The 18,739-nt window shown below is 63.4% G+C and carries 15 protein-coding genes and 1 tRNA gene; 12 read left to right on the top strand and 4 right to left on the bottom strand.

Annotation, left to right across the window (positions count from 1 at the left end):
* The first annotated feature begins 393 nt into the window (after nucleotides 1-393).
* Nucleotides 394-1,887 carry a glycerol kinase GlpK gene (gene glpK, locus HUI96_RS00440; protein WP_188252663.1) on the top strand — a complete coding sequence of 498 codons (1,494 nt, stop codon included), beginning with the start codon at nucleotides 394-396 and terminating at the stop codon, nucleotides 1,885-1,887.
* 58 nt (nucleotides 1,888-1,945) lie between these two features.
* Here the strand turns inward: glpK and HUI96_RS00445 are convergent, their stop codons facing one another.
* Entirely contained in the window at nucleotides 1,946-2,428 is a 483-nt protein-coding gene (locus HUI96_RS00445; RefSeq protein ID WP_188252664.1) for a BA14K family protein, read from the bottom strand.
* Nucleotides 2,429-2,590: 162 nt separating this feature from the next.
* Here HUI96_RS00445 and HUI96_RS00450 point away from each other — a divergent pair, with 162 nt between their 5' ends.
* A complete protein-coding gene (locus tag HUI96_RS00450; RefSeq protein ID WP_188252665.1) occupies nucleotides 2,591-3,172 on the top strand; it encodes an NUDIX domain-containing protein in 582 nt (193 codons plus the stop codon).
* 1,274 nt (nucleotides 3,173-4,446) lie between these two features.
* Here the strand turns inward: HUI96_RS00450 and HUI96_RS00455 are convergent.
* Nucleotides 4,447-4,522: transfer RNA gene (locus HUI96_RS00455), tRNA-Lys, on the bottom strand.
* Nucleotides 4,523-4,819: 297 nt separating this feature from the next.
* Between HUI96_RS00455 and HUI96_RS00460 the strand changes: the two genes are divergently transcribed.
* The 3 genes from HUI96_RS00460 (at nucleotide 4,820) to HUI96_RS00470 (ending at nucleotide 7,115) form a co-directional block, all read left to right on the top strand.
* Entirely contained in the window at nucleotides 4,820-5,569 is a 750-nt protein-coding gene (locus HUI96_RS00460; protein ID WP_188252666.1) for a cytochrome c biogenesis CcdA family protein, read from the top strand.
* 97 nt (nucleotides 5,570-5,666) lie between these two features.
* Complete coding sequence (lipA, locus tag HUI96_RS00465) at nucleotides 5,667-6,647, top strand: lipoyl synthase (RefSeq protein ID WP_337917782.1); 981 nt, start codon at nucleotides 5,667-5,669, stop codon at nucleotides 6,645-6,647.
* 6 nt (nucleotides 6,648-6,653) lie between these two features.
* Nucleotides 6,654-7,115: a type II toxin-antitoxin system RatA family toxin gene (locus tag HUI96_RS00470; RefSeq protein ID WP_188252667.1), complete on the top strand. Its 462-nt coding sequence runs from the start codon at nucleotides 6,654-6,656 to the stop codon at nucleotides 7,113-7,115.
* On the opposite strand, the gene HUI96_RS00475 is transcribed toward HUI96_RS00470, so the two are convergent.
* Together HUI96_RS00475 and HUI96_RS00480 are read right to left on the bottom strand one after the other, a co-directional pair.
* Nucleotides 7,091-7,594, bottom strand: a complete 504-nt coding sequence (locus tag HUI96_RS00475) for a CinA family protein (RefSeq protein WP_188252668.1) — start codon at nucleotides 7,592-7,594, stop codon at nucleotides 7,091-7,093. The two genes, HUI96_RS00470 and HUI96_RS00475, sit on opposite strands and share 25 nt — an antisense overlap.
* Nucleotides 7,595-7,597: 3 nt before the next feature.
* A complete protein-coding gene (locus tag HUI96_RS00480) occupies nucleotides 7,598-8,812 on the bottom strand; it encodes a bifunctional 2-C-methyl-D-erythritol 4-phosphate cytidylyltransferase/2-C-methyl-D-erythritol 2,4-cyclodiphosphate synthase (protein ID WP_188252669.1) in 1,215 nt (404 codons plus the stop codon).
* 138 nt (nucleotides 8,813-8,950) lie between these two features.
* Between HUI96_RS00480 and dusB the strand changes: the two genes are divergently transcribed.
* From dusB to HUI96_RS00515, 7 genes are all read left to right on the top strand, one after another.
* Nucleotides 8,951-9,967, top strand: coding sequence for a tRNA dihydrouridine synthase DusB (gene dusB / locus HUI96_RS00485; RefSeq protein WP_188252670.1), 1,017 nt, complete (start codon nucleotides 8,951-8,953; stop codon nucleotides 9,965-9,967).
* The gene (locus HUI96_RS00490) at nucleotides 9,964-11,091 is read left to right on the top strand and encodes a two-component system sensor histidine kinase NtrB (RefSeq protein WP_425299176.1); all 1,128 of its coding nucleotides are present in this window, start codon (nucleotides 9,964-9,966) and stop codon (nucleotides 11,089-11,091) included. Before dusB ends, HUI96_RS00490 begins: the two co-directional genes overlap by 4 nt.
* A gap of 8 nt (nucleotides 11,092-11,099) precedes the next feature.
* The gene (ntrC, locus tag HUI96_RS00495; RefSeq protein WP_188253160.1) at nucleotides 11,100-12,557 is read left to right on the top strand and encodes a nitrogen regulation protein NR(I); all 1,458 of its coding nucleotides are present in this window, start codon (nucleotides 11,100-11,102) and stop codon (nucleotides 12,555-12,557) included.
* Nucleotides 12,558-12,679: 122 nt separating this feature from the next.
* The gene (locus HUI96_RS00500) at nucleotides 12,680-14,965 is read left to right on the top strand and encodes a sensor histidine kinase NtrY-like (protein WP_188252671.1); all 2,286 of its coding nucleotides are present in this window, start codon (nucleotides 12,680-12,682) and stop codon (nucleotides 14,963-14,965) included.
* On the top strand, nucleotides 14,955-16,316 hold the full coding sequence (locus HUI96_RS00505; protein ID WP_188252672.1) for a sigma-54-dependent transcriptional regulator: 1,362 nt from the start codon (nucleotides 14,955-14,957) through the stop codon (nucleotides 16,314-16,316). Before HUI96_RS00500 ends, HUI96_RS00505 begins: the two co-directional genes overlap by 11 nt.
* A gap of 34 nt (nucleotides 16,317-16,350) precedes the next feature.
* Entirely contained in the window at nucleotides 16,351-17,727 is a 1,377-nt protein-coding gene (gene trkA, locus HUI96_RS00510) for a Trk system potassium transporter TrkA (protein ID WP_188252673.1), read from the top strand.
* Nucleotides 17,728-17,827: 100 nt separating this feature from the next.
* Nucleotides 17,828-18,691: a D-amino-acid transaminase gene (locus tag HUI96_RS00515; protein WP_188252674.1), complete on the top strand. Its 864-nt coding sequence runs from the start codon at nucleotides 17,828-17,830 to the stop codon at nucleotides 18,689-18,691.
* Nucleotides 18,692-18,739 lie beyond the last annotated feature (48 nt).

The raw sequence follows: 18,739 nt of genomic DNA on the forward strand, positions 1-18,739 counted from the left end.
TATCGAGCGGCTGGTCCGTTCCTTCGGATATCTCCTGAATCCCGACAGCCGCGCTCGAGACGGCGCGTCCGCGTGTACTATTCAGGACCAACCCTTCGATGAGCTTATGGTGAGGTCCAAGTGGCTCGAAGGGCCAGAAGATATTAAGATGGAGACGCCGCGCTCCACCGCATTCCTCGCAGCTTACTCGATGATATTTGGAGACGGGATTCATCCCCGGGGCGTTCCCACAGAGGATTGCAGGTGGTTTCGCCCGGATCATTCTGTGGTTCGGGCATCCATTCGAAGCGGTGACATGAACTTCGATCACGATTCCGGAATTCTCAGCCTGACTGATCGCGGAATGGCGCGGGTGGCGAATGCTCTCCATGCGCTTCGCGAGGAGATCAGGGAATGAACGAGTGCATCCTCGCCATTGATCAGGGCACGACATCGACGCGAGCCATCGTCTTCGACGGCTCCATGAAGCCCGTCGCCACCAGTCAGAAGGAGTTCACGCAACTTTATCCCGCTTCCGGCTGGGTCGAGCATGACCCGGAGGATATCTGGGAAACTGTGGTCTCCACCGCCGGGGAGGCGATCGCCAAGGCGGGGCTGCAGCCCTCGCAGATCGCGGCACTCGGCATTACAAACCAGCGCGAAACCGTGGTGATCTGGGAAAGATCCACCGGCCGTCCGGTTCACAATGCCATCGTCTGGCAGGACCGCCGCACCGAGCCGCTCTGCGCGCGGCTGAGAGGCGAGGGGCTGGAGGAACTGTTCACTGCGAGGACCGGGCTCCTGCTCGACCCCTATTTCTCCGGCACCAAGATCGCCTGGCTGCTCGACAATGTCTCCGGCGCGCGGGAGAGAGCAGAACGCGGCGAACTGCTTGCCGGCACGGTCGACACCTACCTCATATGGCGGCTCACGGGCGGCAGGGTGCACGCGACCGACGCGACCAACGCCTCGCGTACGCTCGTCTTCAACATCGCCACGCAGCAATGGGATTCCGAGCTTCTCTCGATACTGGACATTCCACGCAGCCTTCTGCCCGAGGTGAAGGACTGCGGGGACGACTTCGGCATCACGGACGCTTCGCTATTCGGCGCTCCGATCGCGATCCGCGGGGTCGCCGGCGACCAGCAGGCGGCGACGATCGGGCAGGCGTGCTTTCGGCCGGGAATGATGAAATCCACTTACGGAACCGGCTGCTTCGCGCTTCTCAACACCGGGACCGACATGGTGGCTTCTACGAACCGCCTTCTGACGACGGTGGCTTACCGGATAGGGGGCCGGACCACCTATGCCCTCGAGGGGTCGATCTTCATCGCCGGGGCAGCCATTCAATGGCTGCGGGATGGCATGAAACTCATCAGCACCGCGCGACAGAGCGGCGAACTCGCAGCCGAGGCAGACCCGGCACAGAACGTCTATCTTGTCCCCGCCTTCGTCGGTCTGGGCGCACCTCACTGGGACGCGGAGGCGCGCGGCGCGATCTTCGGGCTGACCCGCAATACGGGGCCCGCCGAGTTTGCCCGCGCCGCCCTCGAATCGGTGGCCTTCCAGACGGGCGACCTGCTTGAGGCCATGAGGAGGGACTGGGGCGCGCCAGCCGGCGGCACCGTGCTTCGCGTCGACGGCGGCATGGTCGCCTCGGATTGGACGATGCAGCGGCTGGCCGACATCCTCGATGCGCCGGTGGATCGTCCGATCGTTCTGGAGACGACCGCCCTCGGCGCGGCGTGGCTTGCCGGCCACCAGGCCGGCGTCTGGCCCGGTCCGGAGGAGTTTTCGAAGAGCTGGGCCTTGGAGCGGCGGTTCGAACCGCGGATGGATCATGAGACGCGCGCGGCCAAGCTGCAGGGCTGGCACGACGCCGTGCGCCGGACACTGACGCAAAGCTGAAAACGAAGAACCCGCGCCGGAGCGCGGGTTCCATCGATGCCTGACCTCAGCCGAGCAATCAATACGGCGAAACGCACTGTTGGCGCGGGCCGTTGTAGGGCTGGAATGTGTTGTCGTAAGCCCGGTACGACCGGTAGCGATTGGCGCACCACTGGGTGTGGGCGTTCCCACTGCGATAGACGACGCGGGGCTGCGAATTTGCGATCGCACCCGTCACCAGCGCGCCGGCAACGAAGGCAGCCGCCGGGAACCAGTAGTCGCCGTGACGCCGCCAGCCGTGGCGATGGTAGCGGGAGCCGCGATAACCGCGATAGTAGCCCGGCCGATCGTTGTCCCAACGGCGCGCCTCGCGACGATCCTGGCGCATGTGGCGACGCCACTTCCGGTAATCCTCGCGTGACTGCACTTTGACGACATCGCTGCTCGCCTCAGGCGCCGTGGTCTGGACATAGACGGGCGCGGCCTGCGCTGGGAGCAGGCCCGTAACCCCCATCGAGACAGCAAGCGCCGAGGCGCAGATCCCTGTCAGCATTTTCCTCATGGTGGTCTCCTCGGTTTACGTATTCGTCCCTATGGCCCGGCAACGAACAGGCTCGAATTCGGTTCCCTCCCACTTACGCTCCGTCAGCGCCCGGGTGGCGAGTGGTACGATCGTCTCTCATCGTGTATGCCGACGCCCGTGGCAGATCGATTGGAGACGGCCATGGACGACCGCGTGCGCGTGATATCTTCCGAGGTTCTCTCCGACGCATGGGGCGTCCTCAAGAGCACGGTCTTCGATTACCGCCGGCTGGACGGCAACTGGGAGCGACAGACTCGCGAGACCTACGATCGCGGCAATGGCGCTGCGGTTCTGCCCTACGATCCGGCCCGTAACACGGTGCTGCTTGTGAGGCAGTTCCGATTCCCCGCCTACCTCCAGGGCCATCCGGAGCCGCTGCTGGAGGCATGCGCCGGTCTGCTCGACGAGGACGATCCGGAGACCTGTGCCCGCCGCGAGGCGCAGGAGGAACTCGGCTATCAACTGCACGACCTCGAACTGATCTGCGTGCCGTTCATGACCCCCGGCAGCGTCACCGAGCGCCTTGCCTGTTTCGTCGCGCGCTACTCGCAGGAGGACCGGGTTTCCGCAGGCGGCGGCCATATCCACGAAGGAGAAGACATAGAGGTGGTCGAGATGACTCTCGAGGAGGCCTACCGTGCGACCCGCGACGGCCGGATCAGCGATGCCAAGACGATCGTCCTGATCCAGCATCTCGTGATCGATCAGGCGCGAGGCGAATAGCCCGAATCATCGGGCATTGATCTCAGTGCCTTCGCGAGCGATTGCCGGGGCACCGCATACCCACAGCACCCTGTACAATCGTCCCATTCAGCGACTGCAACCCACGATTTAGACTAAAGGCGGAGGACTTTTCCTTGGAATCCGGCTTTTTAGGAAAACTGGGGTTTTGAAATCCCCGCCGCAGGCCCCATATAGGGTTTATCATCCGGCGGTTCTCCTCCCATTTTCGCCGGATGGTGTTCCCCTCTGGAGGTTTTGACCTTCAATCTTGCCGGGCCGCATTCGAGCCCGGCTTTTTTTGCCCGTACATAGCCGGCAGCACAGGGACAGGCATTCAAAGGCGGGGAGACCCTCCGCCGCGTGACACTGAAGGAAGTGCGGTAGAGTGGGCCCTTTCACCGAAAGGCTTAAGGAGCAAACGGACAGCAAAGTGCGCCTATCTCAAAGGGCAGAATTCCGGCGTCACTGACATGGATCAAAGCGCGGGGGTGATCCTGGTATGACGATACCGGTTCTAGGGTCGGAACATCCAGGAGAGGTTTGACCTCGCTACTGGAGTTCGAATAATGAAAACGCGTTTCTCGAAGCTAACACGCGCGGGCGTAATGGCGCTCGGCATGATGACGGCTTTTACGGGCAGCGTAGTTGCTGCGCCACTGAAAGGCCTCTCGATGTCCCAATCCCCGTCGGACTCTGTCCAGGCGTCAGACGGACGGTCCCCGGTCATACAGGTGCAGAGCAGCGGCGGAATAGGCGGCCAGGGCGGCATGGGCCCGTCTGCCGGCGGAGGCGGAGACCCTCCGCCTAATTTCGATACGTATGGCGGCGACTACACCTCCATGCCACCGACCCTGGGCGAACGCTCCTATTACAGGGGGGCGCCCGATAGCGGTCTATGCTGGAGGGGCGGCCACCAAGACGGAACCGGACTCGGCCGGTATGTCGATTGCCCGGCGTCCTACTGAGGGACGGTCGCCTTGACATGGCCTAGCGCCTGAAGTCCGCAAATCATCAACCCCGGCCGGTCCCTCATGTTGGCGGAGGTAAATCCGAGCCGGGGAATGTCGGCAACTGAGCTACGGCGCTGGAGGCGAAATCTTACGGTCGCGAGTATCGGATCGTACTCAACCACTAGGCCGGCCGCAGATTTGGCCCGATGATCCTGCTCGACGTCATATTTCCCTGAACCGTGCTGGCCGGCTACATCGACCACCTGCGGCAACGCCGGTTGCTCTCGTGTAGCAATCGGAATTTCAACAAACTCTTGATTTTTTTGGTGAGCGCGCTGGGATTCGAACCCAGGACCTACTGATTAAAAGTCAGTTGCTCTACCGGCTGAGCTACGCGCTCTCAGGGGGGCATGTTTGCGCTGCCCCGGAAAGTGCGGCGGAACATAGGGGCAGCGGCATGGCGGGTCAATCGCTGAATCCGTGATCGAACAGTATCGTTCCATTCCCGTATTCCGTCCGAACCACGATCGGCGATTCACTACCATTGCCCGCCGCGTGAAGCGTCATTCGACCGGCTCGAATAGGAGCATATCCGCTATCTGGGCGCTTCGGCGGCGACGATCCGCCACGGCAAGGTGATTGGAGTAGGCACGAAAGGGCGGCTATATGCCCGAAATTCAAACGGGCTCGGGCAGGGATGGCACTGGACGTAGGATATCTCACCGCGCTGGGGGCAGGCGCGCTGTCGTTCCTGTCTCCCTGCGTGCTGCCGCTGGTTCCCCCCTATCTCTGCTACATGGCGGGGGTTTCTGTGGACGACTTCGGCAAGGGCACAGATGGCCCCCTCGCACCGACTCGCACGCGAAAACTTCTGCTGGTCACATCGCTCGCCTTCGTGCTCGGCTTCTCAACCGTGTTCGTGGCGCTCGGCGCCGGCGCCTCCACCATCGGACGGTTGCTGAGGATTTGGCAGGAGCCGCTGGCAATCGCGGCTGGTATCGTCATCATCCTGATGGGCCTCAACTTCTTGGGCGTGATAAGAATCCCGCTGCTGTTCCGCGAGGCCCGTTTCCAGGCGCAGGGCAGGCCTGCCAGCGCCGTCGCCGCCTATGTAATGGGCCTGGCTTTCGCCTTCGGCTGGACGCCCTGCATCGGGCCCGTGCTCGGTCCGATCCTGACGCTGGCCGGCGGCAGCGCGACGGTGGGCGAGGGGGCACTGCTGCTGGCGGCATATTCCGTGGGCCTGGGCATCCCGTTCCTGGTGGCGGCGCTCTTCTCGGGCGCGTTCATGCGTTTCCTGGGGCGCTTCCGGGTCCATCTCGGCCTCGTCGAGAAGGCGATCGGCGCGCTCCTGGTCGTGGCCGGCGTGCTGTTCATGACCGGAGGCGTGCAGAGCATGTCCTACTGGCTGCTGGAAACCTTTCCGGTGCTCGGCAGGCTCGGCTGAATCCGAACTGCGCCGCGCGCAGGCCTCTCCTGCGGGTTTCGGCTTGCTCAATCGCCAGCCGGTGACTAAGTCGAGAGTCACCGAGGAGACAGCCGCAGTGGTCACCATCGACCTCTTGAACAAGGATCCACGCAATCTGGGCCAAGCCCGGCCGCGACACCCTGAAAAGGCGCATCGGCCGGACCAGGAGGTATTGCGCAAGCCGGACTGGATACGGGTCAAGGCGCCGAACTCCAAAGGTTATGCCGAGACGCGCGAGATCGTGCGTTCGCACAATCTCGTCACAGTCTGCGAAGAGGCGGGCTGCCCCAACATCGGCGAGTGCTGGGACAAGAAGCACGCCACCTTCATGATCATGGGCGAGATCTGCACGCGCGCCTGCGCCTTCTGCAATGTCGCCACCGGCCTTCCCGGTCCGCTCGATCCGGCCGAGCCTGAGAGCGTGGCGCGCGCCGTGCACAAGATGGGACTGTCCCACGTGGTGATCACCTCGGTCGACCGCGACGACCTATCCGACGGCGGTGCCGCCCATTTCGCGGCGGTGATCCGCAGCATTCGCGCGCTGAATCCTGGTACAACGATCGAGATCCTCACGCCCGATTTCCTGCGCAAGGATGGAGCGCTGGAGGTGGTGGTCGAGGCGAAGCCTGACGTCTTCAACCACAATCTGGAGACGGTGCCGTCGAACTACCTCACGGTGCGGCCCGGCGCCCGCTACTTCCATTCGGTCCGGCTGCTGCAGCGTGTGAAGGAAATCGATCCTTCGATCTTCACGAAGTCCGGCATCATGGTCGGCCTCGGCGAGGAGAGGAACGAGGTCCTGCAACTCATGGACGACCTGCGCTCGGCCGACGTGGATTTCATGACCATCGGTCAGTACCTGCAGCCGTCAAAGAAGCATCATCCGGTGATACGGTTCGTGCCGCCAGACGAGTTCAAGTCGTACGAAACGGTCGGCTTGTCGAAAGGCTTCCTCCTCGTCGCCTCGAGCCCGCTGACACGCTCGTCGCACCATGCCGGCGACGATTTCGCCCGCCTCAGGGCTGCGCGCGAGGCGATGCTGAACAGGGCAGTCTGACGTTTCATGCCGCAGTTCGAGACGGTCAGACATGTCCGCCACTCAGCAGAGAACATGTTCGCGCTGGTGGCCGACATCGAAAAATATCCCGAGTTCGTGCCGCTTTGCGAGGCGCTCACGGTGCGATCGCGCCGTGACCGGGACGGGCAGAGCATCCTCGTCGCGGACATGACGGTGGGCTACAAGGCCATCCGCGAGACCTTCACGACCCAGGTACATCTCAAGCCTGAAGAGAATCGAATCGATGTGAGATACATCGACGGCCCGTTCAAATATCTCACCAACAGATGGTGCTTCGAGGCGACTGGGCCTGCATCCTCCGACATCCACTTCTTCATCGAATACGAGTTCCGCAGCCGGATGCTCGGCGCCGTCATGGGCACCATGTTCGATCGTGCGTTCCGGATGTTCTCGCAAGCGTTCGAGAAGCGGGCGGACCAGATTTACGGACGGCCGGCCGAGGTTTGAGCTTCACCGAGGGCGGCGAGCCCGAGTTCAAGCGCCGTCCGCACCGCCTCGCGCCGGATGAAGGCGCGTCCGCGGTTCGGGAACACCCGCCGTTCCGCCTGTGTCGACCCGCCCGACACGGCAACCCCGAACCAGACGAGCCCAACAGGCTTGTCGGCCGAGCCGCCTTCGGGACCGGCTATACCTGTCACCGACAAAGCTAGTCCTGCGCGTGAGCGGGCGAGCGCCCCTTCCGCCATCTGCAGCGCGGTCTCGCGCGACACCGCCCCATGGGCGGCCAATGTCTCGGCCGAAATGCCGAGCATTTCCGTCTTTGCCTCGTTGGAGTAGGTCACGAAACCGCGGTCGACCACCGAGGACGAGCCGGGAACGTCGGTCAGCACGCCGGCAATCAAACCGCCGGTACAGGATTCCGCAGTGACCGCCATGATGCCGCGAGCGTCGCAAGCGTTGAGGAACCGCACCGCTAGTCCTCGCATCGCTCAGTCCTCCAACTGCCCGGGGAAGACGACGCTCGCCGTGGCGATGGCGGCGATGCCCTCCTGCCGGCCGATGAAGCCGAGACGCTCGTTTGTGGTCGCCTTGACCGAGATGCGACTCTCCCGGATTCCCAGTATTCCGGCAAGAACTGCGGTCATCGCCTCCCGGTGCGGACCGATCTTGGGCGCCTCGCAGATGAGGGTCACGTCGACATTGGCGATCCGGCCGCCATGGGAACGGACGAGGCTCGCCGCATGCTCGACGAACAGGTGCGACGCCGCCCCTTTCCATTGCGGGTCGGAGGGCGGGAAATGCGTACCGATGTCGCCGGCACCACAGGTCGCCAGCAACGCGTCGGTGAGCGCGTGCAGCCCCACATCGGCGTCGGAATGCCCCATCAGACGGCGGTCGTGCGGGATCGCGACGCCGCAGAGCGTCACGTGCTCGCCGGGCTCGAAGGCATGCACGTCATACCCGTTTCCGGTACGCACGTCGGGAAAGCTATTTCCCGCAAGCTGCCGATCGGCCATCTCGATGTCCCTCGTCCAGGTGAGTTTACGGTTGTCCGGCGAGCCCTCGACGATCCTGACCGGGAGCCCGGCCCATTCGGCGATCGCCGCATCGTCGGTGAAATCCAGCAGCCTCTCCGCGACCGCGCGCCGATGAGCATCGAGGATCGTGCGATAGGGGAAGCCCTGCGGTGTCTGCGCGGCGTAGAGGTCCTCGCGGGAGACAGTCGCTGTCACGAAAAGTCGCTCGTCCGCGCGCTTCACCGTGTCTGCCAGGGGAATCGCCGGCAGGGCCGCGGTGCCTTTCAAGGCGGTCGCCGAAACGCGATCTATAAGGTCGGCAGTGACGAACGGGCGCACCGCATCGTGGATGAGCACGGCTGCCAGGGCGGCGTTCTTAAGCGCTTCGAGCCCGGCAAGCACCGATTCCTGTCGTGTGGCGCCACCCTCTACGGTGACAATCCTGTCGGCAAGGTCTCCCACCGCGGCTCGGAACAGTTCGTGGTCATCAGGGTGGATCACGGCCACGATATGCGAAATGCGGGGATGCGAAAGGAACACTTCCAGGCATCGGGCGATGACGGCCTTGCCGCCGATCTGCCGGTATTGCTTCGGACCGCCCTCCCTGCCGGCGCGCTCGCCCCGGCCGGCGGCGACGATGATGGCGGCTACGCTGTCGTTGGCAGTATGTCGGCTGTCGGTAGGCATGCCAGACGCTTAGTCGCAAGGTCGTCCGGGGGCCAGCGATTTCCTTGGCTGCAAGGCTTTCACACAACTCCAGCGTTGCGGTGCGAAGCAAATCTGTCTAGGCAATAGGCATCGCCATAATCTGCTTTGTTTTTGTGCATGAGTGGAACGACCAGACTTTCCGACCCCCTGACCTTGCGAGGGCTGACGATCCGCAATCGCGTGTTCCTGGCGCCCATGTCGGGCATCACGGACTTCCCTTTCCGGAGGCGCGCCTACGAGCATGGCGCTGGGCTCGTCGTGTCGGAGATGGTGGCAAGCGGTGAACTGGCGAAGGGCCGGGACGAATCGCGGCGCCGCATCCACCGTTCCGGCGAGGACATCCATGTCGTTCAACTCGCCGGTCGCGAGGCCATGCATATGGCCGAGGGAGCGCGGATCGCCGCGGGCGAGGGGGCGGACATCATCGACATCAACATGGGCTGCCCGGCCAAGAAGGTGACAGGCGGCTACTCCGGGTCAGCCTTGATGCGCGACCTCGACCACGCCGAAGCGCTGATCGAGGCGGTGGTGAGTGCCGTGGAAGTTCCGGTTACCGTGAAGATGCGGCTAGGCTGGGACGACGCCGCCTTGAACGCGCCGAGCCTGGCGCGCCGGGCGGAGGCCGCAGGGGTGGCGATGGTGACCGTGCATGGGCGCACGCGCTGCCAGTTCTACGAGGGCAGGGCGGATTGGCGGGCAATCCGTCGCGTCAAGGAAGCCGTCTCGATCCCGGTCGTTGCGAACGGTGATGTGGCAAGCCTTGCGGACGCTAAGGAGGTTTTGGAGCAGTCCGCGGCCGACGCAGTGATGGTGGGGCGCGCGGGCTATGGTGCGCCATGGACGGCAGGCAGCATCGCCCGCATGGCGTCGGGTTGCGAGGAGAGCAGCGAGGCTGCCACCCTGTCGGCTCTGGCCGACTACGTCATCGGCCACTACGAGGACATGCTTAGCTTCTATGGCGCCGAGAGCGGGCTGCGCCAGGCACGCAAGCATCTCGGCTGGTATCTCGACAAGCACGCCCCGAGCACGGACCCGGAGTCGCGGTCCGCCGTCATGCGATCCCTCGATCCGAGCGACGTGAAGGACGCGCTGCGGCGCGCCTTTGTGGCCGCCGAGCTTCGGAGCGCGGCATGAAGATGAAGGCACCTTCTTCGGCGCAGGATGCCGCCGCGCAGATCGTGCTCAACACGATCCGCCGGCCGGTCGTTATGGTCGGGCCGGATGGCCTGATCACTTATGCCAACGCCGACGCGGAGGATTTCTTCCTGTCGAGCACGGCGGTGCTGTCGCGCTACACACTCGACAGGCTCGTTCCATTCGGCAGCCCGCTTCTGACTCTGATCGATCAGGTTCGCGAGCGCAATGCGCCCGTGAACGAATACCGCGTCGACATTTCCTCGCCGCGGCTCGGCGTGGAGAAGATCGTCGATCTCTACGTAGCTCCCGTGCCGGAGTTGCCGGGGTCGGTGGTCGTCATGTTCCAGGAACGGTCAATGGCCGACAAGATCGACCGCCAGATGACTCACCGGGGCGCTGCCCGTTCAGTCACCGGCCTTGCGGCCATGCTTGCGCACGAAATCAAGAACCCGCTGTCCGGGATCAGAGGGGCGGCGCAGATCCTTGAGAGTGTCGTGTCGGATGAGGATCGGGCACTGACGCGTCTGATCACCGACGAGACGGACCGGATCGTCTCGCTGGTCGACCGCATGGAGGTGTTTTCCGACGAGCGGCCGATCGATCGCTATCCGGTGAACATCCATGTCGTGCTGGACCATGTGAAGGCAATCGCCCGCAATGGGTTTGCTAGCAAGATCAAGCTCATCGAGGATTATGACCCCTCGCTTCCTTCGGTCTACGCGAACCGTGACCAACTCGTTCAGGTGTTTCTGAACCTCGTCAAGAACGCCGCCGAGGCGACCGGCAACCTTTCGTCGGCCGAAATCACGCTGTCCACGGCTTTCCGGCCCGGCATCCGCGTTTCCGTTCCGGGCTCGCAAGACCGGGTATCGCTGCCAATGGAATTCTGTGTCCGTGACAACGGGCCGGGCATACCCGACGATCTTTTGCCCATCCTGTTCGATCCCTTCATCACCACGAAGCCGAACGGCTCGGGACTGGGGCTCGCGCTGGTCGCAAAGATCGTCGGCGAGCACGGCGGCATCGTCGAATGCGATTCGAACTCGCGTGGCGCTACGTTCCGCGTCCTCATGCCCGCCTGGAAGCAGGCGGCTCCTCCACAAGAAGGGAGTGGCGAATGAGAGGCGAGATGAGGCCGCGCGGCAACATCCTTGTAGCGGATGACGATGCCGCCATTCGCACTGTGCTCAACCAGGCGCTTTCGCGAGTCGGCCACGAGGTCCGTGTGACCTCGAATGCGGCAACGCTCTGGCGCTGGGTATCGGCCGGGGAGGGCGACATCGTCATAACCGATGTGGTGATGCCCGACGGGAATGCCTTCGACATCCTGCCGCGAATCAAGAAGGCCCGCCCCGACCTCCCGGTCATCGTCATGAGCGCGCAGAACACCTTCATGACGGCGATTCGCGCCTCGGAAGCCGGCGCCTACGAGTACCTGCCCAAGCCCTTTGACCTCAACGAGTTGCTGGGCATCGTCAATCGAGCACTATCCGAGCCGAAACGATCCTCCCCGGACCGTGGGGCTGACGAACAGCCCGAGGCGATGCCGTTGATCGGCCGCTCGCCGGCCATGCAGGACATCTACCGCATGCTCGCCCGTATGATGCAGACCGACCTGACGGTGATGATCATGGGCGAATCAGGGACCGGCAAGGAACTCGTTGCGCGCGCGCTCCACGAATATGGCCGCCGCCGCAACGGGCCATTCGTGGCCATAAACATGGCAGCCATTCCGCGCGACCTGATCGAATCTGAGCTGTTCGGCCATGAGAAGGGGGCCTTCACCGGCGCGCAGAACCGTTCGAGTGGGCGATTCGAACAGGCCGAGGGCGGCACGCTGTTCCTGGACGAGATCGGCGACATGCCGATGGAAGCGCAGACGCGTCTGCTTCGCGTGCTTCAGCAGGGCGAGTACACGACCGTCGGCGGACGCACTCCGATCAAGACGGACGTGCGCATTGTCGCAGCGACGAACAAGGACCTTCGAGCGCTCATCAACCAAGGCTTGTTCCGCGAGGATTTGTTCTACCGACTCAATGTCGTACCGCTGCGTCTTCCACCTTTGCGCGAGCGGACGGAAGACATCCCCGACCTCGTCCGGCACTTCTTCAAGCAGGGCGAGAAGGAGGGCCTGCAGGCCAAGCGGATCGCCAGTGGCGGTATCGAGTTGATGAAGCGCTATCCCTGGCCGGGGAACGTGCGCGAACTCGAAAATCTCGTGCGCCGGCTCGCCGCGCTCTATGCGCAGGACGAGATCTCGGCAGAGATCATCGACGCAGAGCTCAAGACCGGCGAGCAGCCGCAGTCTTCTGAAGGTCGTCTGCTGCCCGACGATCTTTCGATCGGTCGAGCGGTCGAGCACTATCTTCAGCGCTACTTCTCGGCATTCGGGGGCGACCTGCCCCCGGCCGGCCTCTATCAGCGTGTGCTCGCCGAGGTTGAGTTTCCGCTGGTTCTGGCGGCCATGACCGCGACTCGCGGCAACCAGATCAAGGCAGCCGACCTTCTGGGGCTCAATCGCAACACGCTGCGCAAGAAGATCCGCGAGCTCGGCGTGAACGTTTACCGGGGCGCCAAGCAGGGCTGAATCCCGAAGATCACAGGATTCTTCTACCCTCGGCGGAACATTGATTCCTGCTCTCGCGGTTTTGTTGCATAATCGCCACAATGCGTTGCATAGAGCGAGTGCGACCACAACCGCGGCGGATCATGGCCATCGAAGTTCCACCGGCTCCCCCTGTCATGTTCCAGAACGCACGTGCGTTCGAGGGGCGCCGCCTGCTTGCGCTCACGGGTATCGTCGCCGTCGTCGGCGCACTGGTCACCGCTGCGCTGTCCTTCGCGGTCCTGGTGGGTGCAACCCGCCTGTCGCCTGACAGCACCACCACGCTCGCCGCCATCATCGGCATCAATGCGGCCTTCGTGATCTTCCTAATCGGCCTGATCGCGCGGGAGATTCGGCGCATCCTCACGGCGCGCAGGCATGGCAAGGCGGCGTCGCGCCTGCATGTGCGGATTGTCGCTCTGTTTTCAGCGGTGGCGGCGATTCCGGCCATTTTCGTAGCCGTGTTCGCATCGATCACGCTGGACGTCGGCCTCGACCGTTGGTTCGAGATCAGGACGAAGACGATCATCAACTCGTCGCTGTCGATCGCCGAGGCTTATGTCCTGGAGAATGCGCGCAACCTTCAGGGCACTACGCTTTCCATGGCGTACGACCTCGCCAATGCGCGCACGCTCTACAACCTGGACAGGACCGGTTTTCGCGATTTCCTGAGCCAGCAGGCGGTTGGGAGGGCGCTCGCGCATGCTGCCCTCATCCGCTCCGACGGCTCGTTCATCATGTCCGCGGAGACGCCGGCCGACTTCGAAATGCCGGAGCCGCCCATCCAGGCGGTAGCGACCGCCGCGGACGGCAAGCCGGTGCTGATAGAGCCGCGGACACGTAACATCGTCGGTGCGGTGGTGAAGCTTCAGGAGTTCGAGGACACCTATCTCTACACGATCCGCCTTGTCGATCCGGAGGTGATCAAGGCCCGCCAAATCGTGACGGCGAACAGCGATGCCTATCGTGGCCTGGAGAACAATCGCCGACCGACGCAACTTGCCTTCGGACTTCTCTATCTCGGCGTGACCCTGGTGATCGTACTTGCCGCGATCTGGACCGGCATTGCCGTCGCTGACAGGCTGGTGCGGCCGATCCGCCAACTGATCGGGGCGGCCGACGAGGTCGCCACCGGAAACCTCGATGTCTCCGTTCCAGTCAGGGCCTCGGACGGCGACGTCGCATCGCTCGGTGATACCTTCAACAAGATGCTTCTGGAACTCAAGTCGCAGCGCAACGAGTTGGTCTCGGCGAAGGACCTGATCGACGAGCGCCGCCGCTTCTCGGAGGCGGTCCTTGCCGGCGTCAGCGCTGGCGTTATCGGCGTCGACAGACACGGCACGATCACCATCGTCAACCGCTCAGCAGAAACCATGCTGGCGCTCTCGGCGAAAGAGACCGTCGGGGAGAATCTCTCGAGACTGCTGCCGCAGGTCGGCCAGGTCTTCGAGGTGGGCCGCTCGTCAGGCAGACCGGTCTACCGCGACCAAGTCACATTCTACCGAGGCGGTTCGGAACGTACCTTCGACGTTCAGGTCACCATAGAGCAGGGCGATCAGGACGTCGACAACTCCTACGTGGTCACCATCGACGACATCACCGACCTGGTAACGGCGCAGCGTTCCTCGGCCTGGGCGGACGTTGCGCGTCGCATCGCCCACGAAATCAAGAACCCGCTGACCCCGATTCAGCTTTCGGCCGAGCGCATACGGCGGCGCTACGGCAAGGTCATCGTCGAAGACCGTGAGGTTTTCGACCAATGCACCGATACCATCATCAGGCAGGTGGGGGATATCGGCCGGATGGTCGACGAGTTCTCCGCCTTCGCGCGCATGCCGAAGCCGGAGATGCGGGAGATCGATCTGCGCGAATCATTGCGCGAAGCCTCCTTCCTCGTGGAGGTCAGCCGATCCGAGATCTCCTTCGAGCGCGACTACGGTAGCCTTCCGCTGATGGGAAAATTCGACAGCAGATTGCTGGCACAGGCCTTCGGCAACGTCATCAAGAATGCCACCGAAGCCATTGACACGGCCGAGCGTGGCGGAGGCGAGGCGGGCGTCGTGCGGATCGTCTCGCGCCCGCAGGGCGGAATGATCCGGGTCGACGTGATGGATAACGGCAAGGGACTGCCGCGCGAAAATCGCCAGCGGCTGCTCGAACCGTATATGACCACACGCGAGAAAGGCACCGGGCTCGGCTTGGCGATCGTCAAGAAGATCTGCGAGGACCATGGCGGCCATCTCGAACTCCACGACGCACCGCGAGATTTTTACGACGGCAGGGGGGCAATGGTAAGCCTGTTCCTTCCAGCCGGTGATGAGGCCTCAGGAGAGAGGGGCCCGAATAGGGAAACACTACAAGAGGCTGAAAAGGTCGGGCATGGCATCTGATATTCTGGTCGTTGATGACGAAGAAGACATCCGCGAACTGGTTGCAGGCATTCTAAGCGATGAGGGACACGAGACGCGCACCGCCCGCGACGCGGACAGCGCGCTCGCATCGATCGCCGATCGCGTGCCGCGTCTGGTTTTCCTCGATATCTGGCTGCAGGGGTCGCGCCTCGACGGGCTGGCCCTGCTGGACGAGATCAAGGTTCTGCATCCCAATCTTCCGGTCGTGATGATCTCGGGCCACGGCAATATCGAGACGGCCGTATCGGCGATCCGCCGGGGCGCCTACGACTTCATCGAGAAGCCGTTCAAGGCCGATCGGCTGATCCTTATCGCAGAGCGTGCGCTCGAAACCTCCAAGCTGAAGCGCGAAGTGACCGAATTGCGCAGCCGAAGCGCCGATACCTTCGAACTCATCGGCATGTCGTCGGCGATGAGCCAGCTTCGCCAGACCATCGAGCGCGTCTCGCCGACCAACAGCCGCATCATGATCATCGGCCCGTCCGGATCCGGCAAGGAGCAGGTGGCGCGGGCAATCCATGGCGGTTCGGCGCGCAAGGCCGGCCCCTTCGTCTCGCTGAATGCCGCGACTATCACCCCCGAGCGCATGGAGATCGAGCTCTTCGGTACGGAATCGAACGGTGGCGAGCGCAAGGTTGGCGCGCTCGAGGAGGCTCACCGCGGAACGCTCTACCTCGACGAGGTGGCGGACATGCCGAAGGAGACGCAGGCGAAGATCCTTCGAGTGCTGGTCGAACAGCAGTTCGAGCGGGTAGGGGGGACGAAGCGGGTCAAGGTCGACGTCCGCATCATCTCGTCAACCGCCCAGAACCTGGAGGGGATGATCGCGGAAGGGCGATTCCGGGAGGACCTGTATCATCGCCTCGCCGTCGTACCCGTCATGGTGCCGGCGCTCGCCGATCGTCGGGAGGACATCCCCTATCTGGTCGACAGCTTCATGAAGCAGTATGCCCGCAATGCCGGCATCAGGCCGCGCAGGATCGCCGACGACGCCATGGCGGTCCTGCAGGCGCACGGCTGGCCCGGCAATGTTCGTCAGTTGCGCAACAACATCGAGCGGCTGATGATCCTGGTACAGGGCGACGACGCCGATGCACCGATCACGGCCGACCTGTTGCCGTCCGAGATCGGTGACGTCATGCCGCGCACGCCGACGCAGTCGGACCATCACATCATGGCTCTGCCGCTTCGAGAGGCGCGCGAAATGTTCGAGAAGGAATATCTCGTGGCGCAGATCAACCGATTCGGCGGCAACATTTCCCGCACCGCGGAATTCATCGGCATGGAGCGTTCGGCGCTCCACCGAAAGCTCAAGTCACTAGGCGTTTGATGATAGAAGATCTTCCTGCCACGGCGGCACCTGAATGCGTGTAATCATCTGTGGTGCGGGCCAGGTCGGCTACGGCATAGCCGAGCGCCTGGCCGCCGAGAAGAACGACATCTCCATCATCGACACGTCTCCGGAACTCATCCAGAGAATCCGGGACGCGCTCGATGTGCGCGGCTTCGTCGGCCATGGCTCCCATCCGGACGTGCTGGAACGCGCCGGTGCGCAGCAGGCTGACATGATCATCGCCGTGACCCTGCACGACGAGGTCAACATCGTCGCCTGCGAGGTGGCGCATGCATTGTTTAATGTACCGATGAAGATCGCGCGGATCCGTGCGCGTTCCTACCTGCAGCCCCACTACCAGGACCTGTTTTCCCGCGAACACCTGCCCATCGACGTGATCATCTCGCCGGAAATGGAGGTCGGAGACGTCGTATTGCGGCGCATTGCGCTTCCAGGTGCGACCGACGTCATGCGCTTCGGGGACAACAAGATCGCCGCCGTGGCGCTCGAATGCCTCGAGGATTGTCCGGTCGTCAACACGCCGCTGGCGCAGCTCAGTCAGCTCTTTCCCGACTTGCCCGCGACCGTCGTCGGCGTCAGTCGCGGCGGAAACCTCTTCATCCCGCGCTCCGCCGACCAGTTGCTGGTGGGCGATCTCGCCTATGTGGTCAGCACGACCGATCAGGTTCGCCGGACGATGGGGCTATTCGGCCATGAGGAGCCGGAGGCGACACGCATCGTGGTCGCCGGCGGCGGAAATGTCGGCCTCTACGTGGCGCACACGATCGAGGAGAAGCAGAGCCGCACCAAGATCAAGATCATCGAATCAAACCGCGAACGCGCCGTCGCAGCCGCAGATATTCTTCGCCGCACCGTGGTGCTCAACGGCAGCGCGCTCGACCAGCGGCTTCTGCAGGAAGCCGACATTCACAATGCCGAACTGATGGTCGCCTTGACCAACAACGACCAGGTGAACATCCTCTCCTGCGTGATGGCGAGGCGACTGGGCTGCAAAGCGAGCCTCGCGCTCATCAACAACCCCAGCTTTCTCGACATAGCGCAGAGCGTCGGCATCGACGCCACGGTGAACCCCGGCTCGGTCACGGTCTCGCGTGTGCTGCAGCATGTGAGGCGAGGGCGCATCCGCGCCGTCCAGACGCTGCAGAGGGGCGGCGCTGAGATCATAGAAGCCGAGGCGCTCGAGACGTCACCGCTCGTGGGCGGCGCGCTGCGCGACCTGGAATTGCCGGACGGGATCCGCATCGGTGCCATCTATCGCGACGGCGTGGTCCTGAAGCCTAGTGGATCCTTCAGGGTCAGGGCGAAGGACAGGGTGGTGATCTTCGCCCTCGAAAAGGCAGTCAAACAGGTCGAGCAGATGTTCCGCGTCAGCCTCGAGTTCTTCTGAACCGTCTGGCACCTGCCCACTCGGCGCCTTCCGCAATCCCTTCCGTGCCTGTTGAGACAAGGGGGAATCGGCTAGGTAGTCACGACTGAAGGAAACGAAGATGCCCCGTATCGCTTACGTGAACGGTCGCTATGTGCCCCATTCCCGCGCGTCCGTTCACATCGAGGACCGCGGGTATCAGTTCGCAGACGGCGTGTACGAGGTCTGCGAAGTAGCGCGCGGCTTCATCATCGACATGCCGGGTCACCTGGACCGCCTCAACCGCTCGCTTAGTGAACTGTCCATAGGCTGGCCGATGCATCGCGCCGCTCTGGAGATCGTGATGGGCGAGGTGGTCCGCCGCAACGGCGTGCGCAACGGGATCGTCTACGTCCAGGTGACCCGCGGCGTCGCGCCGCGCGACCACTTCTTTCCAGCCAAGCCGGTTCCCCCGGCTCTGGTGGTCACGGCCAAGAAGACGAACCCGGAACTCGGAGCCAGGCGCGCGGAATCCGGCGTGAAAGTCATCACCTTGCCGGAGAATCGCTGGGAGCGAGTCGATATCAAGACCGTCGGTCTTCTGCCCAATGTGCTGGCCCGCCAGAAGGCGCGTGAGGCTGGCGCCTACGAAGCGTGGTTCGTGGATCCGGACGGCACGGTCAAGGAAGGTGCTGCCACGAACGTCTGGATCGTTACGCCAGACGGCGTGCTTGTCACGCGGCCAGCGGACCGCGGAATTCTGCGAGGGATCACCCGCAGCACCGTGTTCAAGGTGGCGGACACGCTCGGACTGCGCATAGAAGAGCGAGCCTTCACCGTGGACGAAGCCAAGATCGCGCGCGAATCCTTCATCACGGCCGCCAGTATGGTGGTGATGCCGGTGGTGGAGATCGACGGCGAACCAGTGGCGAATGGCCACCCGGGGTCGACGGCTCTTTCGCTGCGGGAAGCATTTTTTGACATTGCGGAAAAACGGCTTGCCTGATACCGCGACACTTGTGGTTGTATGAAGAGCCCAATTGATTTGCCCCGT

Origin of the sequence: Pseudaminobacter soli (ex Zhang et al. 2022) (assembly GCF_014595955.1) — a bacterium.
GTDB classification, from domain to species: Bacteria; Pseudomonadota; Alphaproteobacteria; order Rhizobiales; family Rhizobiaceae; genus Kumtagia; species Kumtagia pseudosoli.